This is a genomic window from Achromobacter sp. 01N37 (assembly GCF_056399725.1).
In genome coordinates this window covers 465,090-489,892 of sequence record NZ_JBFTRX010000005.1, presented here as the reverse complement: position 1 = coordinate 489,892, position 24,803 = coordinate 465,090, and the positions used below count along the sequence as shown (strand labels likewise).

Genomic DNA, 24,803 nt, shown 5'->3' with positions numbered 1-24,803 from the left:
CGCGGATTATTTTTCCAGGAATTGCAGCTTGTCCTGCTTGCCGTTCCAGTCGTCGGCGTCCGGCAGGGGCTTCTTGGCGCGGCTGATGCTGGCGAACTCGGGCGAGAGCTCAGCGTTCAGCGCGATGAAATTCAGTTGGTCTTGCGGCACGTCTTCTTCGGCGTAGATCGCATTGGCCGGGCATTCCGGGATGCAGACGGCGCAGTCGATGCATTCGTCGGGATCGATCACGAGGAAGTTCGGACCCTCACGAAAACAGTCCACCGGGCACACATCAACGCAATCGGTGTACTTGCACTTAATACAGTTTTCGGTGACAACGTGGGTCATTCAGGAACTCCGGGATCGGCGGCATTTGTGTCTTGTTGGGCGGATTTTACCCAATGCGCGCCCGATGTGCCGGTAATACCCGTATTGACTTCGTGGCCCATGGCCCTGAACCCCCGGTTCTCTATGCTATGGTGTCGCGAAACCGATACGCGCAATCATGATAATCACTTCGCTGCTCGACACCGATCTGTATAAATTCAGCATGATGCAGGTGGTACTGCATCAGTTCCCCGCTGCACAGGTCGAGTACCGTTACAAGTGCCGCACCGTTGGGGCCGATCTGCGCCCCTACTTGGATGAAATCCGCGAAGAAGTGCACCAGCTGTGCCAGCTGCGCTTCACCCAGGATGAGCTGGATTATCTGGGCGGCTTGCGCTTCATCAAGAGCGACTTCGTCGACTTTCTTGGCCTGTTCCATCTGCCCGAGCGCTGCATCCACATCACTGAAGGCGATGCGCCGGGCGAGATCGCCATTGAAGTGAAAGGCCCGTGGCTGCACACAATTCTCTTCGAGATCCCGGTGCTGGCCATCGTCAACGAGGTCTACTTCCGCAACACACGCAAGAACCCCGATTGGGAAGAAGGCCGCCAGCGTCTGCAATCCAAGATGCACCTGGTGCTGGACGACCCGGCGCTGGCCGATTTCCGCGTGGCTGAATACGGCACGCGCCGCCGCTTCTCCAAGGTCTGGCACCAGGAAGTGGTGTCCACCATGAAGGCCCAGATGGGCGAGCATTTTGCAGGCACCAGCAACGTGTTGCTGGCCAAGCAGCATGAAGTGCTGCCGCTGGGCACGATGGGCCACGAATACTTGCAGGCGTGCCAGGCGCTGGGGCCGCGGCTGCGCGACTCGCAGGTGTTTGCGCTGGAAGTCTGGGCCAAGGAATACCGGGGCGACCTCGGCATTGCGCTGTCGGACGTCTACGGCATGGACGCGTTCCTGCGCGACTTCGACATGTATTTCTGCAAGCTCTTTGACGGCGCCCGCCACGATTCCGGCGACCCCTTCGTCTGGGGCGAACGCTTGCTTGAGCACTACCGCAAGAACCGCGTGGACCCGCGCGCGAAGACGCTGGTGTTCTCGGATTCGCTGACCTTCCCGCGCGCAATCGAGCTGGCCCGCCAGTTCTCGGGCCGCTGCAAGGTGTCTTTCGGCATCGGCACGAACCTGACCAACGACCTGGGCCACGAACCATTGCAGATCGTTATGAAGATGGTCCGCTGCAATGGCCAGCCCGTGGCCAAGGTGTCTGATGCGCCAGAAAAAACCATGTGCGACGACCCCGCCTATCTGGCGTATCTGCGCCAGGTGTTTCAGTTGCCTCCCGCCTGAGGGCGGCTCGGGGTAAATTGCTGGTTTCCAGTTTCATCAACCCAACTCGACTCTAGGGGAATATTCATGAGCAGCATCAAGCGCTTCCACGTCGCCAAGCGCCTGTCGGACATGGCCGTGTACAACGGTGTCGCGTACCTGGCAGGCCAGGTGCCGGACGACGCCAAGCTGGACATCACCGGCCAGACCGAGCAAGTGCTGGCGACGATCGATCGCCTGCTGGCCGAAGCCGGCACCGACAAGACCAAGATCCTGATGGCCCAGATCTACGTGGCCAACATCAAGGAATTCGACGGCATGAACAAGGCATGGGACGCCTGGGTCGCTGACGGCAATTCGCCTCCGCGCGCCACGGTTGAAGCCCGCCTGGCCAACCCGGATTTCAAGGTCGAGATCATTGTGACGGCCGCTATCTAAGCGACTGCCGCCCGCAAGTGAAAAGCCCTTCGGCATGCCGAAGGGCTTTTTCTTTGGGCCTTGCACGCGCCTGTGCCAACGCGAAGGGGCGTTATTCCCCCATCAACAACGTTGCCGCCAGCAGGCCGCCCAAGGCGTCGCAGCGCGAGAGTTCCGCCGCCGGCACCGTCTTTTCCGCCACGATCTGTTCGGGCGTCTGCGCACCCAGATTCACGATCAATGCAGGCGCCACCGCGCTCAGTCGCCATCCGGTGCAAATCCGTTCCACTTGCCGCGCGGCGCCCGTGCCATCGCTGCCGGCGCTGATCGCGCAGGCGTAGGGCAAGCCCTGAATGCGGTCGAGCACGGCGTAGTAGTTGCGATCAAAAAACTCCTTCATCTCGCCGCTCAGGCTTGCCAGGTTTTCGGGCGCGCAGAACAGATAGCCGTGGCTTGCCAGCAAGGCGTCGGCTTCAACGTCGGAGGCCCGCAGCAACTTCACGCACAAGGCGTCCGCCAGGTCGAGTTCGGCCGCGGCGGCTTGCGCGCCACGCGCTGCGGCCTCGGCCATTTGCCTTGCCGCGCCGGTGCGCGAATGCCAGACGATCAGCAGCTGCTTCATGCGTAGCGCGCCAAGGTGTCCTGCCGGTAATAGGCCCGCAGCAGGTCATACCATTCGGGCAGCGCCTGCTGCATCGGGAACGGGTCCACGAAGAAGTGTTCGGAGCTGACCGCGAAGAATTCCGCCTCGTCCGTGGCTGCGTACGGGTCCATCGGCAATTGGCCGTACCAGGCGTCAGCTTCTTCGCTTTCGGGGTCCACGTCGCGCGGAATGGCGGCTTCCACGGCATCGAGCGCGGCGATGAAGCGGTCAAGGCTGTCGTCCAACACGCGGCGCCATACCTGCGGTTTCAGATCCGGATGCGCGGCCAGCGACGGCATGCCATCTGCAAAACCGGAACGCAGGTCCAGCTTGTGGGCGAACTCATGGATGACGACATTGAAGCCACCGTCAGACAACTGCGTGTCCTCCCAGGAGAGCACCAGCGGGCCGCCTTCCCATGCTTCGCCCGCCGCATCTTCGATGTACTCGTGAACCACGCCGTCATCGTCCTGGCGCGAACGCGGAATACGGAAGCTGGCCGGATACACGATGATTTCGTCCCAGCCCTCATAGAGCTCAGGCGCAAGATTCAGGATGGGCAGGCTGGCCTGCGCGGCAATCGACAGCCGCATGAAGTCCGAGACGTCCAGGCCCTGCGCGCCGTTGATGGTCTTGCTGGCCAGCAGCCAGGCCGACCGCGCGAGCAGCTGAGCGGTTTCATCGGCGTTCAACGCCGCCAGGAAAGGGTGGGCATCCAGCACCTGCCGCCACAGTTCGGGCGAGATGCGGGCTTGCATCTCGGCCACTTCGGACGCGCGGGCGCCCCGGCCCTTGAGCCAGCGCAACATAAGCTTGGGTTCCTTCTATATATCGGGATATGGCAGGGGATTCTGAGTGATCAAACCCTAGTGTAGAGTGTCGGGATATCAACCAACCCCAGCACGACGCCCTTCATGTCCGCCCCGCCTGTTATCGATGCGCCTTCGCCTTTTGACGCTTCCTGGCGGCAGGAGGTCGGGGCGGGCCTGGACGCCGATGGCCTGGCGCTGATTGACCGGGCCGTCGCCTGGGCCATCCCGCGCTTTGAAGGCCAGCACGCGCTGACTGGCGAGCCGTTGGCCAGCCACGGCGCAGGCGTCGTCCGCATCCTGGCGGCCCTGCATACCGACGCCGCCACGCGCGCCGCCGCGCTGCTGGCCGCCTTGCCCACCGACTTGATGGCGCCCGCGCCCGCCTTGCGCAACGACCCCGTCGCCACCGCCTTCGGCGCCGAAGTGGCGCGGCTGGTGCAAGGCACGCGCGCCCTGTTGCGCCTGGGCGTGGTGGCCCGCCAAGCCAGCGACGCCGAAGCCGAAAGCGGTTCGCAAAAGGAAATGCAGCGCAAGATGCTGCTGGCCATGGCGGCCGATTTGCGCATCGTGCTGATGCGGCTGGCCTCGCGGCTGCGCACCTTGCGCTGGCATGCGGAAAGCAAGGCGCCGTGCTCGACCGGGTTCGCGCAGGAAACCCTGGATCTGTATGCGCCGCTGGCAAACCGGCTGGGCATCTGGCAGATCAAATGGGAAATGGAAGACCTGGCGTTTCGCTTCCTGGAGCCCGACCGCTACAAGCAAATTGCCCGTTTGCTGGAAGAAAAGCGGGTTGAGCGCGAAGCCTTCATTGCGGGCGCCATCGAGCGCATGCAAACGGCGTTGGCCAAGAGCGGCATCGACGCCGAAGTCAGCGGCCGGCCCAAGCACATCTACAGCATCTGGAACAAGATGCGTGTCAAGCGCCTGGACTTCTCGCAGATGTATGACCTGCGCGCGCTGCGCGTCATCGTCGAAGACGTGCGTGCCTGTTATACGGCGTTGGGGCTGGTGCACGAAATGTGGACGCCGCTGTCCGACGAGTTCGATGACTACATCTCGCGGCCCAAGCCCAACGGCTATCGCTCTCTGCATACCGTGGTGACTGACGATGACGGCCGCCCATTCGAAGTGCAGATTCGCACGCGCGAGATGCATCAGTTCGCCGAATACGGTATGGCCGCGCACTGGCGCTACAAGGAAGCCGGCGCGAAGGGCGGCCAGGTTGCGGCCTCTAGTGAATACGACCGCCAACTGGCGTGGATGCGCCAGCTGCTGGCCTGGAACAGCGACGTCGAAGGCGGCGCAGAGCCGGGGCAGGCGTCGGGACTCGAGTCCGGAAACGCGTCGGGCCAAGAGGCTGGCAAGCCCGGGGGCAAAGCGGAATCCGGCAAAAGCGCCTCGGGCAAGCCGGGGTCCAGCAAGAATCGCAATGCGGTGAAGGCGCCCGCGCACACGGACGAACGCATCTACGTGCTGACGCCGCAAGCGCGCGTGATCGAGCTGCCCGCAGGCGCCACGCCGGTGGACTTCGCCTATCACCTGCACACGGACCTGGGCCACCGCTGCCGCGGCGCGCGTGTCGACGGGCAGATGGTGCCGCTGCAAACGCACTTGTCGACCGGGCAGACCGTGGAGATCATCTCCGCCAAGTCGGGCGGGCCTTCGCGCGACTGGCTCAATCCCCAGTTGGGGTTCCTGGCTAGCCCGCGGGCGCGCGCCAAGGTGCGCATGTGGTTCAACGCCATTGAATTGCAGCAACGCATCACCCAAGGCCAGGCCTTGGTTGAAAAAGAATTGCAGCGGCTGGGCAAGACGGCCGTCAATCTGGAACAGCTGGCGCAAAACCTGGGCTTTGCGCGCGCCGACGACCTGTACGTTGCGGCGGCCAAGGAAGAGTTCAGCCTGCGCCAGATCGACAGTGTTTTCCAGCAGCCCGGTCCCGCGGTGGAACCCCAGCCTGCCGCGTTGCGCAACGCCAGCGCGGGCAGCGCCGAGAAAAGCGGCAAGAGCGGCGTGCTGGTGGTGGGSGTGGGTTCGCTGCTGACGCAGTTGGCGCGCTGCTGCCGCCCCGCGCCACCCGACGCCATTGCGGGCTTCGTCACGCGGGGGCGCGGCGTGTCGATTCATCGCAGCGACTGCCACAGCTATCTGGCCTTAGCCGCGCGCGAACCCGAGCGCGTCATTGAAGTGGCCTGGGGCGAAACCTCAGACACGTTCTATCCGGTGGACGTCAGCGTGCGCGCGCACGACCGTCCCGGTCTGTTGCGCGACCTGTCCGAAGTTTTTGCGCGGCTGCGCCTGAACGTGGTGGGGGTGAATACGCAGAGCAAGCAGTCGCTGGCTCATATGGTGTTCACGGTGGAGGTGCGCGGGGGCGAATCGCTCGCCCGTGCGCTGGACGCCTTGGCCGAAGTGGCGGGCGTGTCCTCGGCAACGCGCCGGTAGGACGAAAACCCCCAGGGCCAGGCGGCCGTGGGGGTTCAAGCTTTAGTGGTCCAGTTGCTCGTGCGCGCGTTCGCGCATGAAGAACGCGGCAATCAGGCCCAGCGCCACGCCGAACATCACGTAGTAGGCCGGCGCCATCGGCGAACCGGTGGTCTTGATCAGCCACGTCACGATGAACTGCGCGAAACCGCCGAAGATCATCACGGCCACGTTATAGGCAAGCGACAAGCCCACGGAACGCACGCGCGCCGGGAACAATTCCGCCATCACCGTGCTGAACACGCCGAAGAAGGCCGACACGAAGAAGCACACGACGATCTGCACCGTCAGCAGGCGGCCGATCGACGGGGCGTCCGACAGCCAGTAGTACAGCGGATACAGCACGATCAGGTAGCCGATCAGCGAACTGATCACCAGCGGACGGCGGCCGATGCGGTCGGACCATGCGCCCATGAACGGCGTCATCAGCACCATCAGCGCCGCGCCCGCCATCTGCACCATGAAGGTTTCCTTCATCGGCAGCTTCAGGATTTGCGTGGAGTACGTCACCAGATACGTGAAGGTGATGTAGATGGACACCGTGGCGGTCACGACCAGGCCCACGCCGATCATCGTTTCACGCGTGTGGGTCTTGACCATCTGAACCAGGCTCAGGCGCTGCACTTCACCGCGCGCGGCGGCTTGGCGGTCTTCTTCCTGCATCTTCTTGAAGACGTCGGTTTCGTCGACGTTCTTGCGGATATAGATGGCGATGGGAACAATGACCAGGCCGAAGGCGAACGGAATGCGCCAGGCCCAGGCGGCGATCTGTTCTTGCGTGAAGAACTCGGTGATCAGCGTGCCGCAAGCCGCGCCGATCAGCAGCGCCAGCATCTGGCCGGCCATCTGCCACGAGCCGTAGAAGCCGCGTTTGCCGTTGGGGGCCATTTCAATTAGCAGCGCCGTCGACGTGCCGAATTCACCGCCCGCCGAGAAACCCTGCAACAGGCGCGCGATCAGGATGAAGATCGGGGCCAGGATGCCGGCGGCGTGGTACGTCGGGGCAACCGTGATCAGCGCGATGGACACCGCCATCAGCGAGGTCACCATCACCATCGCGGCCTTGCGGCCTTTTTTGTCGCCGTACATGCCCAGGATGATGCCGCCCACGGGGCGCATGAAGAAACCGACGCCGAAGATGGCGGTCGTCATCAGGATGGCGTTGAGTTCGCTGCCCGGCAGGTTGGGGTCGGTGGGAAAGAAGAGCTTCGCGATGATCGGCGTCATGAACGCGAACACCAGGAAGTCATACCATTCGAGGGCGTTGCCTATCACTGCGGCCACGATGTTGCGTGTGGGAACTGCTTTGTGCTGCACGGTTTCTCCTTGGGGGTGTTATTCCAATCCGGGCGACATTCTAGGCGCTTAACCCGTGAACAGTGCCGGGCGCCGTCCGAGACGTGGGCGCTTCCTGGCTTTACACTTCTGTTTTTCCCAAAAGCAGAGAAGTCACATGAACGCGCGCACCTGGCTGGAAACGCTGGTGGGTTTCGACACCACCAGCCGCAATTCCAATCTTGCCCTGATCGAAACCGTCCGCGATTGGCTCAAGGGCCAGGGCGTCGATGCGTGGCTGGCGCACAATCCCGAGCGCACCAAGGCCAACCTGTTCGCCACGTTGCCGGCGCAAGACGGCAACCAGCAGGGCGGTATCGTCCTGTCGGGCCACACTGACGTGGTGCCCGTGGATGGCCAGGATTGGGCCTCGGACCCGTTCAAGCTCATCGAAAAAGATGGCCTGCTGTATGGCCGCGGCGCGTGCGACATGAAGGGTTTCATCGCCGGCTCGCTGGCGTTGGTGCCGGAATTTCTGGCCATGCCGCGCAAGAAGCCAATCCACCTGGCCTTCTCGTATGACGAAGAAGTGGGCTGCGCGGGCGCGCCCTACATGCTGGCCGATCTGCTGGAACGCGGCATCCGCCCCGAAGGCTGCGTCGTGGGTGAACCCACGGGCATGCAGGTGGTGGTGGCCCACAAGGGCATCAACCTGTTCCGCTGCAAGGTGCATGGCAAGGCGGCGCATTCGTCCTTGACCCCGCGCGGCTGCAACGCCATCGAGTACGCCGCCCGCCTGATCTGCCGCATTCGCGACCTGGCCGACAGCTTCAAGGCCAACGGCCCGTACGACCAGTTCTACGACGTGCCGTTCTCCACGATGACCACCAACCAGATCCGTGGCGGCATCGCGGTCAACACCATCCCTGAGCTGTGCGAATTCACCTACGAATTCCGCAACCTGCCGGGCATGCAGCCCGATGAGATCCAGGCAGAAGTTGAAAAATACGTGCGCGATGAGCTCTTGCCGCGCATGAAGTCCGAGTTCGACGGCGCGTCCATCGAAATCGAAACGGGCGCCGCGGCCCCCGCGCTGGAAGCGTCGGAAGAAGCCGCCATCACCCAGCTGGTGCGCGCGCTGACCGAAGACCGCACCACCCGCAAGGTGGCCTAGCCGGGGCTGGGGGCTTCCCGCCCCGGCCGCGCCCGGGTCAGGTAAAATGTCGGGTTGCAAACCGGATTTGCGGCCGGCAGTGGTCTGTCGCGATACCGGGGGAGATGCTTGGTGAAACCTTACGACTTTCCGGATGCCAAGGGCCATTTTGGTCCCTATGGCGGTGTTTTCGTGGCGGAAACGCTGATGCACGCGCTCGACGAGCTGCGCGCAGCCTATGACCATTACCGTGTCGATCCCGCCTTCCTGGAAGAGTTCAACTACGAACTCAAGCATTTCGTCGGCCGGCCCAGCCCGGTCTACCATGCCCGCCGATGGTCCGAGATGCTGGGCGGCGCCCAGATCTGGTTCAAGCGCGAAGACCTGAACCACACCGGCGCGCACAAGGTCAACAACTGCATTGGCCAAGCGCTGCTCGCCAAGCGCATGGGCAAGCCGCGCGTCATCGCGGAAACCGGCGCTGGCCAGCACGGCGTGGCTACGGCCACGGTGGCGGCCCGCTACGGCATGGAATGCGTCGTCTACATGGGCAGCGAAGATATCCGCCGCCAAGCGTCGAACGTTTACCGCATGAAGCTGCTGGGCGCCACGGTGGTGCCGGTCACTTCCGGTTCGCGCACCCTGAAAGATGCGCTGAACGAAGCCATGCGCGACTGGGTCACCAACATCGAAAACACGTTCTACATCATTGGCACGGTGGCGGGTCCCGACCCCTATCCCCGCATGGTGCGAGATTTCCAGACCGTCATCGGCAATGAATGCCTGACGCAGATGCCGGAAGCCATCGGCCGCCAGCCCGACTACGTCGTGGCGGCAGTGGGCGGCGGCTCCAACGCCATGGGCATCTTCCATCCCTACATCCCCTACGAAGACGTGCGCCTGATTGGCGTCGAAGCGGCGGGCGAGGGCATGGACAGCGGCAAGCACGCCGCATCGCTGGCCGCGGGCCAGGTGGGCGTGCTGCACGGCAACCGTACCTATGTCATGCAGGACGCGGACGGCCAGGTCCAGGAAACGCATTCCGTTTCCGCTGGCCTGGATTACCCCGGCGTGGGTCCCGAACATGCCTGGCTGAAAGACTCGGGCCGCGCGGAATACGTGGGGATCACCGACGATGAGGCCCTGAAGGCGTTTCACGACTGCTGCCGCATCGAAGGCATCATGCCGGCGCTTGAGTCCTCGCACGCCATCGCGCAAGCGGTGAAGATGGCCGCCACGCTGCCGCGCGACGCGATCATCCTGGTCAACTTGTCGGGCCGTGGCGACAAAGACATGCATACCGTCGCCGAACGTGCCGGTATCGAGCTCTAACACCATGACAACTCGCATTGATCGTATTGCTGCCGCTTTCGCGCGCGCCGCCGAATCCGGTCGCGCCGCAGCGCTGATTCCCTATATCGCGGCGGGCGATCCTTCGCCCGCGGCCACCGTACCCCTGATGCACGCGCTGGTCGACGCCGGCGCCGATGTCATCGAGCTTGGCGTGCCGTTTTCCGATCCCATGGCCGACGGCCCTGTGATCCAACGCGCCGCCGATCGCGCCATCGCGCAGGGCGTGGGCCTGGCCCGGGTGCTGGAGCTGGTGGCAGAATTCCGCCAGCAGGACACCGCCACGCCGGTGGTGTTGATGGGCTACGCCAACCCGATCGAACGCATGGGCCAGACGGCATTCGCCGTCAACGCCGAACGTGCCGGGGTGGATGGCGTGCTGGTCGTCGATTACCCGCCCGAAGAAGTCATCGAGTTCGCCGGCACGCTGGGCGAACACGGCATTGCCCCGATTTTCCTGCTGGCTCCCACCTCCACCGAAGACCGCATCAAGGCCGTGGCGGACGTGGCGCGCGGCTATGTGTATTACGTGTCGCTCAAGGGCGTCACGGGCGCGGGCTCGCTGAACACCGACGATGTGGCTGAACGCGTTGCCGTCATCCGCCGCCATATCCGCGACATCCCGGTTGGCGTGGGCTTTGGCATCCGCGACGCCGAAAGCGCCCAACGCGTGGCGCGCGTGGCGGACGCGGTCGTCATCGGCAGCAAATTGATTGAAACCATGGAGCAGGCGGCGGCGAATGCCCCGGCTGACCAGAAAACCGACGCAGCAGTCACCGCCGCCGGCGGCTGGCTGCGCACCATCCGGCAAGCGCTGGATCAAGTCAAACGAGACGACGCGTCGGCCTGAGCGGCCCGGCGCGACCTCTAACGGGATGAAATAACAATGAGCTGGATCGAAAAACTCCTGCCTCCTCGCATCAATAAAACCAGCGACAGCGGCGCCCGCCGCGTTCCCGAAGGCCTTTGGGTGAAATGCCCGTCGTGCGAATCGGTGCTGTACAGCGAAGACTTGGCGGCCAATCTGCACGTGTGCCCCAAGTGCGACCATCACATGCGCATCGGCGCGCGCGCCCGCATTGATTCGCTGCTCGACATGGAAGGCCGCGTTGAAATCGGCCAGACCACGCGCTCGGTCGACACGCTGAAGTTCAAGGACACCCGCAAGTATCCCGAACGCCTGCAAGAGGCCGTCAAGCAAACCGGTGAAACCGATGCGCTGGTGGTCATGAGCGGTTCCATTCGCGGCGTGCCGGCCACCTTGGCCTGCTTCGAATTCGAATTCATGGGCGGTTCCATGGGCTCGGTGGTGGGTGAGCGCTTTGCGCGCGGCGCCCAGGCTGCCCTGGACAACAAGACGCCGTTCATCTGCGTGGCTGCCTCGGGTGGCGCGCGCATGCAGGAAAGCCTGCTGTCGCTGATGCAGATGGCCAAGACGAACGCCATGCTGACCCGCTTGTCGGCGGCCGGCCTGCCGTTCATCAGCGTGCTGACCGACCCCACCATGGGCGGCGTGTCGGCCAGCTTCGCCTTCATGGGCGACGTGGTCATCGCTGAACCTAAAGCGCTGATCGGCTTCGCCGGCCCGCGCGTGATCGAACAGACCGTGCGCGAGAAGCTGCCTGAAGGCTTCCAGCGCGCTGAATTCCTGCTGCAGAAGGGCGCGATCGACATGGTTATTGACCGTCGCCAGCTGCGCGAGGAAATCGCGCGTCTGCTCGCGTTGCTGACCAACCAGCCGGCGGATGTCGTGACGGCCTGAGGCCTTTCGCGTCTGCTGTAAAAATATGCCGCCGTCAGGCCATTGTCTGACGGCGGCATTTGCTTTGGCGCTGCTAGTGCGTGTTACCCGGGACGGCCAGAGGGTGTTTCGAGTGTGACCATGCTTTTCGGAACAGTGTTTTCCACAGATATTTGTTGCCATATTGCGACAATCGTCGAGCTATCCGACCCGGATTTTGATATGTTGCCAACTAGTCCAGAAATCCACGGAGTTACCTGATGCTGTCGACCAAAAAGAAAATGCTCACGCGCCTTGTCGGTTTGGCTTTGGCCGGCGCTGCAACGCTTGCAAGCGCCCAATCCTCAACCGGCACGCAAGGCGGCGTCAGTCTGCACTACGGCATTGGCGACCACTACAAGCGCCTGACGCTGAACTACGAGACCCCGTCCGTGTGGACGTATCAATTCGGTGGCAACTGGGGCCGCCTGGACCTCACGCCCGAACTGGGTGCGTCCTACTGGCAGGCCGATGGCTCGCGTTCGCCGGGCCATGTCTGGCAGCTCAACGCCATTCCGATGTTCCGTTGGTGGACGGGTGAACGTTTCTACCTCGAGGCCGGTATCGGCGCCACGTTGTTCTCCAGCACGCGTTTTGCTGACGAAAACATCAGCACCGCCTTCCAGTTTGGTGACCACGTTGGCTTGGGCTTTCTGCTGACCCCGAACAACCGCATTGGCGTGCGCTATTCGCACTTCTCCAACGCCAGCATCAAGCGTCCGAACCCGGGTTTGGATCTGGTGCAGCTGACTTATACGTACCAGTTCTGATCGCAGGCGGTTCAATGCTGAAAGCCCTCGCAACTGCGAGGGCTTTTTTTATTGCGCGCTGACAGCATCGCCCGTCGCGTCCAAAAAAAAGCCCCCGTCGTGTGGACGGGGGCTTTTTCGTGCCGAGCGGCTTAGTGGCGCGTTTCGACTTGAACCAGCGGTTCGTTCGACACTTGCGCGACCGGCTTGCGCTCGCGGCCCAGGCGGGTCGGCGAGTGCGCGGCGGCGATGCGCAGTTGCGTCTGAGCGTGACGGTCGGGGTCGGTTTCAACCCACTTCAGGCCGGCAGCGTTGACGACGTCATGCAGCGCCTGAGCCTTGGCGGACGGCGTAGCGGCCGGCACCACGATCGGCTGTTGCGCTTGCGTCGGTGCGGCAGGGGCCGGGGCAGCAGGAGCTACGGCAGCCGATGCTGCGGCAGCCGGAGCAGGAGCCGGAGCCGGAGCCGGAGCTTCAGCGACCGGAGCGGCCGGCGCCGTCACGACGGGTTCCGCAGCGGCGTTAGCCGGTGCTTCAACCGGCGCGGCAGGCACGGACACCTGGCTGGCGGGTTCAACGGCCACAGGTTGCGTGACGTCGCGAGCGGCGGTTTGCACGGGTTCGGCCTTGGGGGCTTCAGCGGCAACTTGCACGGGCTCGGCCTTGGGCGCTTCGACGGCGRCTTGTTCGGCGGCCGGTTGGGCTTCAATGACCTGCGCTTCCGTTACCTTGGTTTCAACAACCTGGACCGGAGCGGCCGGGGCGGCTTCAGCCTGTGCCGGAGCGGCGTCGATCTGGGCGGCTTGCACCGGAGCGGGAGCGGCAGCTTCGGCGGGCGCGGCTTCGGCGGCTACGCCTTCAGCCTGTTCGCCAGCGTCGTCATCCGAACCGTCTTCCAGTTGCTCGTCGCTGCCTGCCAGACCTGCTTCATCCTGGCTGCGGCGGCCACGACGGCTGCGGCGGCGGCGGCGCTTGCGTTCGGGATCGGCAGCACCTTCTGCGCCTTCAGCGGTCGGGAAGCCATCGGTTTGGTCGGCGGCATCGGCGTCGGCTGCGGCTTCAGTGGCGGGCTTGGTGTCGGGCAGGGCGGTCGCAACGGACTGCGCCAGCGCGGCGACCATGCTTTCCTGTTCGCTCATCGGCGCATCGGACTGGCCTTCTTCACGGCGGTTGCGGCCACGGCCACGACGGCGGTTACGGCCAGCGCCGGTGTCCTCGCCATTGGCCAGATCAGCCTGGTCGGGGCGGTTCGACGCCAGAGCCGTTTGGGCGGTCTGGTTGTCGCGGTCGCCACGAGCCTCGTTGCGGTTGTTGCGGTCGCCGCGTTCCTGGCGCTCGCCTTCGGGACGGCGGTTGCCACGGACGTGATGACGGCCTCCTTCGCTGCCCTCGGCGCCTTCACCGCGCGCTTCGCCACGGCGGTTGCCACGGTTGCGGTCCGAACCATGGCGTTCGCCACGGCGTTCCTGGCCGTCATGGCCGGCACGGCCCTTGCCACGGCCGGAAGCGGCGCGCTTGGCGCTGTCTTCCTGAGCGGCGGGCGTTGCGGGCTTGGCGGTATCGGCATTGCCGGTCAGCCAGCCAACCAGGCGCTTGAACAACCCACCAAAGCCACCGGCGGCGGCCGGCGCTGCCGGTGCGGCAACAGGAGCTGCCGGCGTCGACACGGGAGCCGGCTGCGAGGGCGTGATGCCCTTGACCAGCGCTTCCGGACGAGCCTTGATTTCGCTTTCGCGGGGCTGCCAGGGCGCGTTCGTGGCCGGGGCTTCAACCAGCTCGAAACTGGTCTTCAGCTCTTCCAGGCGCGGGTCATCATGGCGCAGGCGTTCGATGTGGTGATGCGGCGTTTCCAGATGCTTGTTCGGAATCAGCATCAGGTTGACCTTCAGGCGGGCTTCCATCTTGGTGATGTCGGCGCGCTTTTCGTTCAGAAGGTAAGTGGCCACATCGACCGGCACCTGGGCGTGGACCGCCGCGGTGTTTTCCTTCATCGCTTCTTCTTGCAGCAGGCGCAGCACGTGCAGGGCGCTGGACTCGGCATCGCGGATCACGCCGGTGCCGTTGCAACGCGGGCAGGTGATGTGCGAGCCTTCGTTCAGGGCCGGACGCAGGCGCTGACGCGACAGTTCCATCAGGCCGAAGCGCGAAATCTTGCCCATTTGCACGCGGGCACGGTCGAAATGGAGCGCATCACGCAGGCGCTGTTCCACAGCGCGCTGGTTCTTGCTGTCTTCCATGTCGATGAAGTCGATGACGATCAGGCCGCCCAAGTCGCGCAGGCGCAACTGGCGGGCCACTTCGTCGGCGGCTTCCGAGTTGGTGCGCAACGCGGTTTCTTCGATGTCGGCACCGCGCGTGGAGCGGGCCGAGTTCACGTCGACGGAAACCAGCGCTTCGGTGTGGTCGATCACGATGGCGCCGCCGGAGGGCAGTTGCACCGTGCGCGAGTACGCCGTTTCAATCTGGTGTTCGATCTGGAAACGCGAGAACAGCGGGATATCGTCGCGGTAGCGTTTGACGCGCTGGACGTTGTCCGGCATCACCACGCTCATGAACGCGGTGGCCTGGTCGGCGATCTCGTCGGTATCGATCAGGATCTCGCCGATTTCGGGCGAGAAGTAATCGCGGATGGCCCGGATGACCAGGCTGGATTCCAGATAGATCAGGATGGGCGCGGAGTTGTCGCGGGCGGCGCCGTCAATGGCGGTCCACAGCTGCAACAGGTAGGACAAGTCCCACTGGAGCTCTTCGACGTTGCGGCCAATGCCTGCGGTGCGAGCAATGATGCTCATGCCCTGGGGCAGCTCAAGCTGCTCCATGGTGTCGCGCAGTTCCTGGCGGTCTTCACCCTCGACACGGCGCGAAACGCCACCGCCACGGGGGTTGTTGGGCATCAGGACCAAGTAGCGGCCAGCCAGCGAGATGAACGTGGTCAGGGCTGCGCCCTTGTTGCCGCGCTCTTCCTTTTCGACCTGAACGATCAGTTCCTGGCCTTCGCGCAGCGCATCCTGGATGCGGGCGCTACGAACGTCCACGCCTTCCTTGAAGAAGCTGCGGGCAACTTCCTTGAAGGGCAGAAAGCCGTGACGGTCTTCACCGTAGTTGACGAAGCAAGCCTCGAGGCCGGGTTCGATCCGGGTAATGACACCTTTGTAGATGTTGCCTTTGCGTTGTTCGCGGCCGGCAGTCTCGATGTCGAGGTCGATGAGTTTTTGCCCATCAACGATAGCGACGCGTAATTCTTCCTGATGCGTCGCATTGAACAGCATGYGCTTCATGAGAGGGTTTCTCCGTTGTCATGACGCGCCGATATCGGCGCGTGACCTCGGGTCACTCGGGCTGCGGCTGAAGCGGGCAAGAAATGCGGACCGTACCTGGGCGGCGCCCAGGCGTATCCGCCGCGGGTCAGGCGGGCACGTCGTGCCGTGGGGCACGGGGTTCTGTCAGCAGGAGGGTCAGCTTCACTGAATGTGGTTTGACGGAAAAATTGCTGTGAACGGCAGTTGCGGTCGGATTGGTTGCCTACACGCAGCTGGTGCTTTAAATATGCGACGATTCTTGCAGTGCTTCAGAGCCGCTTGCGGCATGCAACGGACCTGCTGGGACAGCGGGCAAAGTGAATGCCACACCACTATCCGGCAGGGCGCGGTTGCGCCGGCGACCAAGAGACCCAGGGGTTGAATCAGCAGGCAGTACAATAGCGGCCCGCGCGCTCGACGGAGTTGCGTACTTGTTTGCATCTCTACGCCAGGCGGCTAGTTCAGCCCCTTAAGGCTGTCCCGATTATATGTCGCTTTCCGCAATGCGCAAAGAAACTTCCTCCCCCATATCCCCCTCTAAAGCCCCCCCCGCCGTCCGCATGGTGGAGGTCGATGCCGAGCAAGCTGGCCAGCGTCTGGATAACTTCCTGATGCGCCTGTGCAAGGGCGTCCCCAAAACACATATCTACAAAGCCATCCGTGGCGGCGAAGTGCGTGTAAACAAGGGACGCATCTCGGTCGACTACCGCATCGCCGCGGGCGATATCGTGCGTATTCCGCCCTTGCGGCTGCCCGACCCCGGCAAGCCCCGGCCCGTGCCTGGCGCGGAATTCCCGGTGGTATTTGAAGACGATGCGCTGCTGGTTGTGGATAAGCCGGCGGGCGTGGCGGTGCACGGCGGCAGCGGCGTGTCCTTCGGCGTCATCGAGCAATTGCGCGCGGCCCGGCCCGACGCCAAGTTCCTGGAACTGGTGCACCGGCTGGATCGCGAGACCTCGGGTCTGCTCATGGTGGCCAAGAAGCGCAGCGCGCTGCTGGCCCTGCACGCCATGCTGCGCGAAGGCAAGGGCGACAAGCACTATCTGGCCCTGGTTGAGGGCGACTGGGTCAATGACCGCCAGCACATCAAGCTAAGCCTGTCCAAGTGGACCACCCAATCCGGCGAGCGCCGCGTCAAGGTGGACCCGGACGGCCAGACGGCGCACACCATCATCACGCTGAAGCAGCGCTTCGGCGGTTACAGCCTGGTTGACGCCGAGCTGCGTACGGGCCGTACCCACCAGATCCGCGTTCACCTGGCGGCCAGCGGCTTTCCCATCGTGGGCGATGACAAGTACGGTCATGATGACGTGCGCGCGGAGTTCTCCCGCATGGGATTCGGCCGGATGTTCCTGCACGCCCATCAATTGACGCTGGCCCACCCGGTGACGGGCGAGCCCCTGACCCTTACCGCCGAATTGCCCCCCGCGTGCCGGCAAATACTGAAAAAACTGGAGTCGGTCTGATTATGTCGTCGTATTCGCTGGTCGTTTTTGACTGGGATGGCACCTTGATGGATTCCACGCACAGCATCGTGGCCGCCATTCAGGGCGCGTGCCGCGATCTGGAGTTGGCGGTGCCGTCGGCGTCCGAGGCCAGTTGGGTCATTGGTCTGTCCCTGGAAAGCGCCTTGCGCCGTGCCGTGCCGGAATTGACGCAGGCCATGATGCCGCGCTTCCTGGAGCGCTATCGCACTCACTACCTGCTGCGCGATCCGGAACTGCGGCTGTTTGACGGCATTCCCGAATTGCTGGCCGAATTGGCCGGCCAGAACGTCCGGCTGGCTGTTGCCACGGGCAAGAGCCGCGTTGGCTTGACGCGTGCGCTGGCAGCGACCGGCCTGGGCCCCTTGTTTGATGCGACCCGTACCGCTGATGAAACCTTCAGCAAGCCGCACCCCGCGATGCTGCATGAACTGATGCAGGAATTGGATGTGGACCCCGATCGCGTCGTGATGGTGGGCGATACCTCGCATGACTTGCAGATGGCGGTCAATGCGGGGGTGCATGGGTTGGGCGTGACGTACGGTGCTCACACCCTGAAGGAACTTCAAGGTTGTGCGCCGCAGGCGGTGCTGGATAGCGTGCCGCTCGTGCGCGATTGGTTGCTGCCGCGCGTAACCGCCAGCGTCTGACCGGCCATACTGATCGTTGCGTTGCCGGACGGGAACGTCCGGCAACGCCAAAGGTCAATCTGAAAGTTCCTATCCGCAGGCGTGCCGCCGCGGAATATCATGGGACCGCGCAACGTCTATGACATGCGCTGGGTGCGGCCATGGCTGGCTGGCGCCGAACCGGAGACCATGATGTTGATACGCAAGCCCGACGATATTCTTCCGTCCGAAATTACTGACGAGGCCGTCTGGCGCTCGCGCCGCGACCTGATGCTGCGCGCCGGGCTGACCGCCGCCGCCGTCGGTTTGCCGGGTTGGGCAACCCGGAGTGCGTTCGCACAAGAGGCCGGTGCGCTGCCAGCCAAGCCGAACGGCTCGCTCAGCGTCATGGACAAACAGACGTCGCTTGCCGACGTCACGTCCTACAACAACTACTACGAATTTGGCGTCGACAAGGGCGACCCTGCCGCCAATGCCGGCAAGTTGCAGACGCGCCCTTGGACGGTCACCGTCGAGGGCGAGGTCGCCAAGCCGCGCACCTTTACCATCGAAGAACTGCTGAAACTGGCGCCCATGGAAGAGCGGGTCTATCGCCTGCGCTGCGTGGAAGGCTGGTCCATGGTGATTCCGTGGGTGGGCTATTCGGTATCGGAACTGCTCAAACAGGTCGAACCCACCGGCAACGCCAAGTATGTTGAATTCGTCACGGCCGTGCAGCGCGAGAACATGCCGGGCGTGCGCGCCGCCATCCTGGAATGGCCCTACGTGGAAGGCCTGCGCATCGACGAAGCCATGAATCCGCTGGCCATGCTGGTGTTCGGCCTTTATGGCAAGGTGCTGCCCAATCAGAACGGGGCGCCGCTGCGCTTGGCCGTGCCGTGGAAATACGGCTTCAAGTCGGCCAAGTCCTTGGTGAAGATCCGCCTGGTGGAAAAGCTCCCGGTGTCGTCCTGGATCAAGGCCGCGCCGCAGGAATATGGTTTCTACGCCAACGTGAACCCCAACGTCCCGCACCCGCGCTGGAGCCAGGCCACGGAACGCCGCATCGGCGAAGACGGCTTGTTCAGCCCCAAGCGCAAGACCTTGATGTTCAACGGCTATGGCGAGCAAGTGGCGTCGCTCTATCAGGGCATGGACCTGAAAGCGAACTACTGAGCGCGCTCATGCCTGACGTTTCAACGCAGTCTTCGGTGGCGCCGCCGCGCAAGACACAGTTGTCCGCCAAGACGGTGGGGCGGTTCAAGCCTGTCTTGTTTCTCTTGGGCCTGGCGCCGTTCGCGCGCTGGATCTGGTTGGGCGTGAATAACGGCCTGACTGCGAACCCGGTTGAGTTTCTGACCCGGTCGTCCGGCACGTGGACGCTAGTCTGCCTGCTGGTCACCCTGGCGATCACCCCGTTGCGCCGCCTGACCGGACAGCCCGCCTTGGTGCGCCTGCGCCGCATGTGCGGCTTGTTTGCGTTCTTCTACGGCGCCATGCATTTCACGGCCTGGGTCTGGTGGGATCGCGGGTTGGACCCGGCCGCCATGCTGCAAGACATCGGCGAACGCCCCTTCATCACGGTGGGATTTGCGGCGTTCGTGTTGATGACTGCCCTGGCCGCGACCTCCACGCAGTGGGCCATGCGCAAGCTGGGCAAACGCTGGCAGCAGCTGCACCGTGCCATTTACGCCATCGGCCTGTTGGCGGTGCTGCATTACTGGTGGCACAAGGCAGGCAAGAACGATCTGGCGCAGCCCGCCCTGTATGCGGCGGTGCTGGCCTTGCTGCTGGGCTGGCGGATCGTGGCGTGGTGGCGGCGCAGGAGCTGACGTTCGCCAGCCTGCTTCGCCGTTCCCTACGGAATCGCCAACATGATCGCAGCGGTTTCCGCGTCGGGCTGGCCATCGTATCGCGCCGGGCGGTAGTGCATCTGGAATGCCGCCAGCGTGTTGATGGTGGCCGGGTCCAGCACGCCATTTTGCGGGCTGGTGTAACCCAGGCGCTGCAATTGCGCTTGGAACCAGGCCACTTCCGGCACGCCTTGCGCTTGCAGGCGCGTCAGATGCTCGGCTGCGCCGGTTTCGTCGTACCAGCGTCCAATGCCGGCTGCGGCCAGCGTTTTCCACGGGAACAGCGGGCCAGGATCAACCTTGCGCTGCGGCGCGATATCGCTATGGCCCACAACGTTCTCGGGGGCGATGCCGTGGCGTTGGATGATGTCGCGCAGCAGTATCGTCAGCGCCCRCACCTGACGGTCGTTGTAGGCGTGCCAGACGGGTTTGCCGTCCGGGCCTTCCGTCCAGCCGGGGTTCACGATTTCGATGCCGATGGACGTGCTGTTCATCGCAATGTTGCCGTACCAGGAGCTGGCGCCGGCATGCCAGGCAGCCCGGTTTTCATCGACCAGCCGATAGGCGCGCCCGGCATCGTTGATGAGATAGTGCGCGCTGACCTTGCCGCGCGACAGCAGTTTCATCGAGGTCGCGTCGTCGACCGTGGTGTAGTGCACAACGACGCTGCGCACGCGGCTGGCCTGGCTGACGGCGGTGACCGAGGTGTCCAGGTCCAGTCCGGCCGGGCCGCGTGTGGCGCAGCCGGCCAGCACTGCTGTCGCCAGCAGGGTGGTGATAAGGCGGAACATGGTCAGCGGGCCAGGTAGAGGAACAGCGTGGGCAGCTTGTCCAGTTGCGGGGCGGGCAGCTTCTTCCAGTCGGCCACCGTGTGCGTCACGACCCATTCATCGGCTGTCGTAACCGAGCGCGCCACGCACAGCTTGGTGTCGCCCTTCAGGCTGGCCAGGAGCGTCGCGAACATGGCGGCGTTGCGATACGGCGTTTCGATCAGCAGTTGGGTCTGGTTGTGCTTGGCAGAGTGCTGTTCCCAGGCTTTCAGCTGCTTGGCGCGCTCGCCCGGATCGACGGGCGCGTAGCCGTGGAAGGCGAAGCGCTGGCCGTCCAGGCCGCTGGCCATCAGGCCCAACAGAATGGAAGAGGGGCCAACCCAGGGCTTGACGGTGATGCCCAGCCGATGGGCAGCGTCCACGACCTTGGCGCCGGGGTCCGCCACGGCCGGGCAGCCGGCTTCGGAAACCAGTCCGATTTCCGCGCCTTGCTTGATGGGGGTAAGCCAGGTCTTGATCTGGGCGGCGTCCACCTTGTCGGTCAGCGTGTGGATGGTGATTTCCTGCAGCGGCCGGGTGGTGCCGATCAGCTTCAGGAAGGCGCGAGCCGTCTTGGCGTTTTCGGCGATGTAGGTGTCCAGCCGTCCGGCCAATGCGCGAACTTCAGCGGGCAGCCAGCGTTCGGCCGGCGCGTCACCCAGGCTGACGGGAATCAGGTGCAGCGTGCCGCTCATGCCGGCGCGCCCGGTGCGTCCAGCGGGTCCAGCCCGAACAAGCCCAGCATGCGGGTGAGTTCGATCAGCGGCAGGCCGATAATGGCGGTCGGATCGTCGCTCTGGATGCTCTCCATCAGCGCGATGCCTAGGCTTTCCGCCTTGGCGCTGCCTGCAGTATCGTAAGGTTCTTCGGCCCGCAGGTAGGCGTCGATAGCGTGATCCGACAGTTGGCGGAAGCGGCAGCGCGTGATGATGTCTGCTTTTTCAACGCGCTGGCCATCCGTCACGGCCAGTGCGCTGTGAAATTCCACGGTTTGACCCGACAGGGCGCGCAATTGCGCGTGGGCGCGAAGGAAATCCCCCGGTTTGCCGATCGGTGCGCCGTCCACGGTGGCGACCTGATCCGACCCGATCACAAGGCTGCCCGGGTGCTTGGCGGCAACCGCCATGGCCTTCGCAACCGACAGGCGCAATGCCAGCGCCGCGGGCGTTTCCCCCGGGTGTGGCGTTTCGTCTACATCGGGTGAAATGGTCGAAAAGGGCAGTCGCAGGCGCGACAGCAATTCTTTGCGGTAACGCGAGCTGGACGCGAGGATCAGGCTAGGCTTGGAAGGCATGCGGTATTTGACGGTTAAGCGTAAGTCGCAGTATTATCTAACGTTTTGCGGGATTTTTGCACCAAAGAGCCTCTGGGCACGTGGCGCAACCCGTGAATGCAGAGGACATCTGCAAAGGACTGATCATTAAGCGCATCGATGCATTCGCATTTGCCCATAGTGGCAAGGAAGCGCATGGCACCATACCTCTTGTGCGGTTTTCGCGCGCGGTTGAAGGGTTACCCGAACAACCGCTGGGCGACGCCGGGCTTGTGACTTGGTCCGTGCGGGGTGAGGTGGGCAAATCTGGTTTGATGCTTGGCCGGCCCTTGCTGCACGTTCACGTGCAAGCGAACCCGGTGCTGGTGTGCCAGCGGTGCAATGTGCCGTTCGTGTATCCGGTCGATAGCGATGTCCTGTTGCAGCTGGTTAAGTCTGAAGCTGATCTCGATGATGGTTTCACCAACGGTGATCAAACCGATGGTTATTCCCGCGAGGACGATGAAGACGAAGAAGGAAATGGTTTTGTGTCCAGCCAACCTGAAAAGGTGGTGGGTTCACATCATTTTGATCTGCTGGCCCAGATTGAAGATGAGCTCATTCTGAGCGTTCCGTATGTGCCCAAGCATGATGTATGCCCGGGCGCGCAGGCCAAAGTCAGCGAAGCTCCTGAAGAGCCCGCTGTCAAGCGTCCGTCGCCGTTTGCGGTGCTGGAACAACTGAAGCACAAAGATTGAGATCAACATCGGGCCGCATCGCGTACAATGCGCCCCGTTTCTAGGAGTCATCATGGCCGTTCAACAAAACAAGAAGTCCCCCTCCAAGCGCGGTATGCACCGTTCGCACGATTTTCTGGTTGCTCCGTCGACCGCCATCGAGCCGAACACCGGTGAAACGCACCTGCGTCACCACATCAGCCCCAATGGCTTTTACCGTGGCCGCAAGGTCCTGAAGACCAAGGCCGACGAATAAGGCCCCCGGGCCGAACTCGTACTCGGACCAATTCGGCTACGCGCTGATACCTGGCACCCGTGATACGCATCGCCATAGACTGTATGGGCGGAGACTTCGGTCTGCCCGTCACGATTCCGGCTGCGATCGAGTTCGCCCGGCAATTTCCGGATACCCGGCTGTTGCTGGTCGGGCTTCCCGACGCTATCGAAGCGGCGCTCTCTGAGCACCGCGACGTGGCGCGCGATCGTATGGAAATCGTGGCGGCTTCTGAAGTCGTCACCATGGACGACCCGGTTGAGGTCGCCCTGCGCCGCAAAAAAGACTCCTCCATGCGCCTGGCCGCCCAGTCCGTCAAGGACGGGCGCGCCGACGCCTGCGTTTCCGCGGGCAATACCGGTGCGTGGATGGCCATTTCACGCTACGTGCTCAAGACGCTGGACGGCATTGACCGCCCCGCGATCGCCACGTCCATTCCGAACCAGACGGGCCGCGCCACCACGGTGCTGGACCTGGGCGCGAATGTGGACTGTTCGGCCGAGCACCTACTGCAATTCGCCATCATGGGCGCCGCACTCTCGCAGGCGGTGGACCATCGTGAGAACCCCACTGTGGGCTTGCTCAACATCGGCGAAGAAGTCATCAAGGGCAATGAAGTCGTCAAAGAAGCGGCAGAGCTTCTGCGCGGCAGCCCCTTGAATTTCTACGGCAACGTGGAAGGCAATGACATCTTCAAGGGCACGGTCGACGTCGTCGTTTGCGACGGTTTCGTCGGCAACGTTGTGCTCAAGTCCGTTGAAGGGCTGGCGAAGATGCTGTCCAGCATCATTCGCGAAGAGTTCAAACGCAACATCTTTACCCTGCTGGCCGGCGCCATCGCCAAGCCGGTGCTCAACCGTCTGCGCAATCGCGTCGACAACCGTCGCTACAATGGCGCCGCGTTGTTGGGTTTGCGCGGCGTGGTCATCAAGAGCCACGGTTCCGCGGATGTCTACGCCTACGGTTTTGCGTTGCAACGAGCTCGCGAAGCTGTAGTGAGTAAACTGCTGGAGCGCACCGCTCAGACGGTCGCTCAGATTACCAAGCGCGTTCAATCAGAAGAGGGCGTCGCAACGCCCTCGCAGAACGTGGCTGGGGACACCGCTTGATGGATACCGCAATGAAATATTCCGTGATCGCGGGCACCGGCAGCTTCCTGCCGGAACGCGTGGTTTCGAATGACGAACTGGCAGCGGAACTGGCGACGCGCGATATCGCCACGTCCGATGAATGGATCGTCGAGCGCACGGGCATCCGTCAGCGCCACCTTGCCGAGCGTGGCGTCACGACCAGCCAGCTCGCCACCGAAGCCTCGCGCCGCGCGCTGGCCGATGCGGGCGTTGAAGCGTCCGACATCGACCTGATCATCGTCGCCACGTCTACCCCCGATTTCGTCTTTCCCAGCACGGCTTGCCTGGTGCAGGCCAACCTGGGCGCCAAGGGTTCCGCCGCGTTCGACGTGCAAGCCGTGTGCAGCGGCTTCGTCTATGCGCTGACTACCGCTGACAGCTTCATCCGCGCGGGCCGTGCCCGTTGTGCGCTGGTGATCGGCGCGGAAGTGTTTTCGCGCATCCTGGACTGGAACGATCGCAGCACCTGCGTGCTGTTCGGTGACGGTGCGGGCGCGGTGGTGCTGAAAGCCTCCGACACGCCCGGCATCATGGCCGCGCAATTGCACGCCGACGGCAGCCAGATGAAGATTCTGAGCGCCGCGGGCAACGTGGCCTATGGCGACGTCACGGGCGACCCGTTCCTGCGCATGGACGGCCAGGCGGTGTTCAAGCAGGCGGTCACGGTGCTGGACCGCTCGGCGCGCGATACCTGCGCCGAAGCCGGTGTCGAGCTTGCCGAGGTCGATTGGCTGATCCCGCATCAGGCCAACGTTCGCATCCTCAATTTCCTGGCGCGCAAGCTTGCCGTGCCCGTTGAAAAAGTCGTCATTACCGTTGATAGCCACGCCAACACCTCTGCGGCCAGCGTGCCGCTGGCCCTGGATGCCGCGCGCCGGGATGGCCGCGTCAAACCCGGTCAGCTCATTCTGATGCAAGGCGTGGGCGGCGGATTCACCTGGGGCTCGGTGCTCGCCCGCATGTAAGGGCGCGTCCGGGCTGCGCGGCGCAATGCGCCGCCGCCTGGAGAGCGCGCCTGACATTCCTCACAGATACTGAATCAATCAAACCGG

23 protein-coding genes and 1 pseudogene are annotated in these 24,803 nt (G+C 63.7%); 16 read left to right on the top strand and 8 right to left on the bottom strand.

The window, feature by feature from the left end; all coding sequences use genetic code 11:
- Window positions 1–6 precede the first annotated feature (6 nt).
- Window positions 7–330: a ferredoxin FdxA gene (gene fdxA / locus AC1DSJ_RS13750; protein WP_054424067.1), complete on the bottom strand. Its 324-nt coding sequence runs from the start codon at window positions 328–330 to the stop codon at window positions 7–9.
- Window positions 331–487: 157 nt separating this feature from the next.
- Between fdxA and pncB the strand changes: the two genes are divergently transcribed.
- A complete protein-coding gene (pncB, locus tag AC1DSJ_RS13745) occupies window positions 488–1,663 on the top strand; it encodes a nicotinate phosphoribosyltransferase (RefSeq protein ID WP_054424065.1) in 1,176 nt (391 codons plus the stop codon).
- 66 nt (window positions 1,664–1,729) lie between these two features.
- The gene (locus AC1DSJ_RS13740; protein ID WP_006218017.1) at window positions 1,730–2,080 is read left to right on the top strand and encodes a RidA family protein; all 351 of its coding nucleotides are present in this window, start codon (window positions 1,730–1,732) and stop codon (window positions 2,078–2,080) included.
- Window positions 2,081–2,171: 91 nt separating this feature from the next.
- Here the strand turns inward: AC1DSJ_RS13740 and AC1DSJ_RS13735 are convergent, their stop codons facing one another.
- Entirely contained in the window at window positions 2,172–2,681 is a 510-nt protein-coding gene (locus tag AC1DSJ_RS13735; protein ID WP_054424063.1) for an NAD(P)H-dependent oxidoreductase, read from the bottom strand.
- Complete coding sequence (locus AC1DSJ_RS13730; RefSeq protein ID WP_346552971.1) at window positions 2,678–3,511, bottom strand: M90 family metallopeptidase; 834 nt, start codon at window positions 3,509–3,511, stop codon at window positions 2,678–2,680. The genes AC1DSJ_RS13735 and AC1DSJ_RS13730 overlap by 4 nt, the downstream gene beginning before the upstream one ends.
- A 105-nt stretch (window positions 3,512–3,616) precedes the next feature.
- Between AC1DSJ_RS13730 and AC1DSJ_RS13725 the strand changes: the two genes are divergently transcribed.
- Window positions 3,617–5,959: a RelA/SpoT family protein gene (locus AC1DSJ_RS13725; RefSeq protein WP_441370633.1), complete on the top strand. Its 2,343-nt coding sequence runs from the start codon at window positions 3,617–3,619 to the stop codon at window positions 5,957–5,959.
- Window positions 5,960–6,001: 42 nt separating this feature from the next.
- Here AC1DSJ_RS13725 and AC1DSJ_RS13720 read toward each other — a convergent pair whose 3' ends face one another.
- Window positions 6,002–7,315, bottom strand: coding sequence for an MFS transporter (locus AC1DSJ_RS13720; RefSeq protein WP_054424057.1), 1,314 nt, complete (start codon window positions 7,313–7,315; stop codon window positions 6,002–6,004).
- Window positions 7,316–7,409: 94 nt separating this feature from the next.
- Between AC1DSJ_RS13720 and argE the strand changes: the two are divergent.
- The 5 genes and pseudogenes from argE to AC1DSJ_RS13695 all read left to right on the top strand — a co-directional run.
- Window positions 7,410–8,444, top strand: a pseudogene (gene argE, locus AC1DSJ_RS13715) (acetylornithine deacetylase); the annotation flags it as partial.
- Window positions 8,445–8,558: 114 nt separating this feature from the next.
- Window positions 8,559–9,758, top strand: a complete 1,200-nt coding sequence (gene trpB / locus AC1DSJ_RS13710; protein WP_054424698.1) for a tryptophan synthase subunit beta — start codon at window positions 8,559–8,561, stop codon at window positions 9,756–9,758.
- Between the two features lie 4 nt (window positions 9,759–9,762).
- Entirely contained in the window at window positions 9,763–10,626 is an 864-nt protein-coding gene (trpA, locus tag AC1DSJ_RS13705; RefSeq protein ID WP_441370634.1) for a tryptophan synthase subunit alpha, read from the top strand.
- Window positions 10,627–10,662: 36 nt separating this feature from the next.
- Entirely contained in the window at window positions 10,663–11,538 is an 876-nt protein-coding gene (gene accD, locus AC1DSJ_RS13700; protein ID WP_054424054.1) for an acetyl-CoA carboxylase, carboxyltransferase subunit beta, read from the top strand.
- 239 nt (window positions 11,539–11,777) lie between these two features.
- Window positions 11,778–12,326, top strand: a complete 549-nt coding sequence (locus tag AC1DSJ_RS13695) for an acyloxyacyl hydrolase (protein ID WP_054424052.1) — start codon at window positions 11,778–11,780, stop codon at window positions 12,324–12,326.
- 131 nt (window positions 12,327–12,457) lie between these two features.
- Here AC1DSJ_RS13695 and AC1DSJ_RS13690 read toward each other — a convergent pair whose 3' ends face one another.
- Window positions 12,458–15,583: an Rne/Rng family ribonuclease gene (locus AC1DSJ_RS13690; protein WP_476760327.1), complete on the bottom strand. Its 3,126-nt coding sequence runs from the start codon at window positions 15,581–15,583 to the stop codon at window positions 12,458–12,460.
- A 524-nt stretch (window positions 15,584–16,107) separates the two neighbouring features.
- Here AC1DSJ_RS13690 and AC1DSJ_RS13685 point away from each other — a divergent pair.
- The 4 genes from AC1DSJ_RS13685 to msrQ all read left to right on the top strand — a co-directional run bounded on the left by AC1DSJ_RS13685 (window position 16,108) and on the right by msrQ (window position 19,528).
- Entirely contained in the window at window positions 16,108–17,070 is a 963-nt protein-coding gene (locus AC1DSJ_RS13685) for an RluA family pseudouridine synthase (RefSeq protein WP_175169603.1), read from the top strand.
- Between the two features lie 2 nt (window positions 17,071–17,072).
- The gene (locus AC1DSJ_RS13680) at window positions 17,073–17,738 is read left to right on the top strand and encodes an HAD family hydrolase (protein WP_054424046.1); all 666 of its coding nucleotides are present in this window, start codon (window positions 17,073–17,075) and stop codon (window positions 17,736–17,738) included.
- Between the two features lie 171 nt (window positions 17,739–17,909).
- Window positions 17,910–18,872 (top strand): protein-methionine-sulfoxide reductase catalytic subunit MsrP, encoded by a 963-nt coding sequence (msrP, locus tag AC1DSJ_RS13675; protein ID WP_054424696.1) that lies wholly within the window; start codon window positions 17,910–17,912, stop codon window positions 18,870–18,872.
- 8 nt (window positions 18,873–18,880) lie between these two features.
- Window positions 18,881–19,528 (top strand): protein-methionine-sulfoxide reductase heme-binding subunit MsrQ, encoded by a 648-nt coding sequence (gene msrQ, locus AC1DSJ_RS13670; RefSeq protein WP_342067120.1) that lies wholly within the window; start codon window positions 18,881–18,883, stop codon window positions 19,526–19,528.
- 26 nt (window positions 19,529–19,554) lie between these two features.
- On the opposite strand, the gene AC1DSJ_RS13665 is transcribed toward msrQ, so the two are convergent.
- The 3 genes from AC1DSJ_RS13665 to AC1DSJ_RS13655 are packed head-to-tail and all read right to left on the bottom strand — an operon-like array spanning window position 19,555 to window position 21,652.
- Window positions 19,555–20,340 (bottom strand): peptidoglycan recognition protein family protein, encoded by a 786-nt coding sequence (locus tag AC1DSJ_RS13665; protein WP_476760326.1) that lies wholly within the window; start codon window positions 20,338–20,340, stop codon window positions 19,555–19,557.
- Between the two features lie 2 nt (window positions 20,341–20,342).
- Window positions 20,343–21,053, bottom strand: coding sequence for an SAM-dependent methyltransferase (locus AC1DSJ_RS13660; RefSeq protein ID WP_346552279.1), 711 nt, complete (start codon window positions 21,051–21,053; stop codon window positions 20,343–20,345).
- Window positions 21,050–21,652, bottom strand: coding sequence for a Maf family nucleotide pyrophosphatase (locus tag AC1DSJ_RS13655; RefSeq protein WP_427949052.1), 603 nt, complete (start codon window positions 21,650–21,652; stop codon window positions 21,050–21,052). Before AC1DSJ_RS13655 ends, AC1DSJ_RS13660 begins: the two co-directional genes overlap by 4 nt.
- Before the next feature lie 119 nt (window positions 21,653–21,771).
- On the opposite strand from AC1DSJ_RS13655, the gene AC1DSJ_RS13650 reads away from it, so the two are divergent.
- Genes AC1DSJ_RS13650 through AC1DSJ_RS13635 form a run of 4 tightly spaced genes read left to right on the top strand, consistent with a single transcriptional unit; the run spans window position 21,772 to window position 24,716 of the window.
- Window positions 21,772–22,368 carry a YceD family protein gene (locus AC1DSJ_RS13650; RefSeq protein ID WP_054424694.1) on the top strand — a complete coding sequence of 199 codons (597 nt, stop codon included), beginning with the start codon at window positions 21,772–21,774 and terminating at the stop codon, window positions 22,366–22,368.
- Between the two features lie 52 nt (window positions 22,369–22,420).
- Entirely contained in the window at window positions 22,421–22,603 is a 183-nt protein-coding gene (rpmF, locus tag AC1DSJ_RS13645; RefSeq protein ID WP_006218037.1) for a 50S ribosomal protein L32, read from the top strand.
- A 59-nt stretch (window positions 22,604–22,662) separates the two neighbouring features.
- Window positions 22,663–23,730 (top strand): phosphate acyltransferase PlsX, encoded by a 1,068-nt coding sequence (plsX, locus tag AC1DSJ_RS13640; RefSeq protein WP_054424035.1) that lies wholly within the window; start codon window positions 22,663–22,665, stop codon window positions 23,728–23,730.
- Complete coding sequence (locus tag AC1DSJ_RS13635; RefSeq protein ID WP_054424033.1) at window positions 23,730–24,716, top strand: beta-ketoacyl-ACP synthase III; 987 nt, start codon at window positions 23,730–23,732, stop codon at window positions 24,714–24,716. Before plsX ends, AC1DSJ_RS13635 begins: the two co-directional genes overlap by 1 nt.
- Window positions 24,717–24,803 lie beyond the last annotated feature (87 nt).

Coding starts and splice junctions, on each gene's coding strand:
- fdxA (WP_054424067.1), bottom strand. CDS start 330: ATGACCCACGTTGTCACCGAAAACTGTATTAAGTGCAAGTACACCGAT.
- pncB (WP_054424065.1), top strand. CDS start 488: ATGATAATCACTTCGCTGCTCGACACCGATCTGTATAAATTCAGCATG.
- AC1DSJ_RS13740 (WP_006218017.1), top strand. CDS start 1,730: ATGAGCAGCATCAAGCGCTTCCACGTCGCCAAGCGCCTGTCGGACATG.
- AC1DSJ_RS13735 (WP_054424063.1), bottom strand. CDS start 2,681: ATGAAGCAGCTGCTGATCGTCTGGCATTCGCGCACCGGCGCGGCAAGG.
- AC1DSJ_RS13730 (WP_346552971.1), bottom strand. CDS start 3,511: ATGTTGCGCTGGCTCAAGGGCCGGGGCGCCCGCGCGTCCGAAGTGGCC.
- trpA (WP_441370634.1), top strand. CDS start 9,763: ATGACAACTCGCATTGATCGTATTGCTGCCGCTTTCGCGCGCGCCGCC.
- accD (WP_054424054.1), top strand. CDS start 10,663: ATGAGCTGGATCGAAAAACTCCTGCCTCCTCGCATCAATAAAACCAGC.
- AC1DSJ_RS13695 (WP_054424052.1), top strand. CDS start 11,778: ATGCTGTCGACCAAAAAGAAAATGCTCACGCGCCTTGTCGGTTTGGCT.
- AC1DSJ_RS13685 (WP_175169603.1), top strand. CDS start 16,108: ATGCGCAAAGAAACTTCCTCCCCCATATCCCCCTCTAAAGCCCCCCCC.
- AC1DSJ_RS13680 (WP_054424046.1), top strand. CDS start 17,073: ATGTCGTCGTATTCGCTGGTCGTTTTTGACTGGGATGGCACCTTGATG.
- msrP (WP_054424696.1), top strand. CDS start 17,910: ATGTTGATACGCAAGCCCGACGATATTCTTCCGTCCGAAATTACTGAC.
- msrQ (WP_342067120.1), top strand. CDS start 18,881: ATGCCTGACGTTTCAACGCAGTCTTCGGTGGCGCCGCCGCGCAAGACA.
- AC1DSJ_RS13660 (WP_346552279.1), bottom strand. CDS start 21,053: ATGAGCGGCACGCTGCACCTGATTCCCGTCAGCCTGGGTGACGCGCCG.
- AC1DSJ_RS13655 (WP_427949052.1), bottom strand. CDS start 21,652: ATGCCTTCCAAGCCTAGCCTGATCCTCGCGTCCAGCTCGCGTTACCGC.
- rpmF (WP_006218037.1), top strand. CDS start 22,421: ATGGCCGTTCAACAAAACAAGAAGTCCCCCTCCAAGCGCGGTATGCAC.
- AC1DSJ_RS13635 (WP_054424033.1), top strand. CDS start 23,730: ATGGATACCGCAATGAAATATTCCGTGATCGCGGGCACCGGCAGCTTC.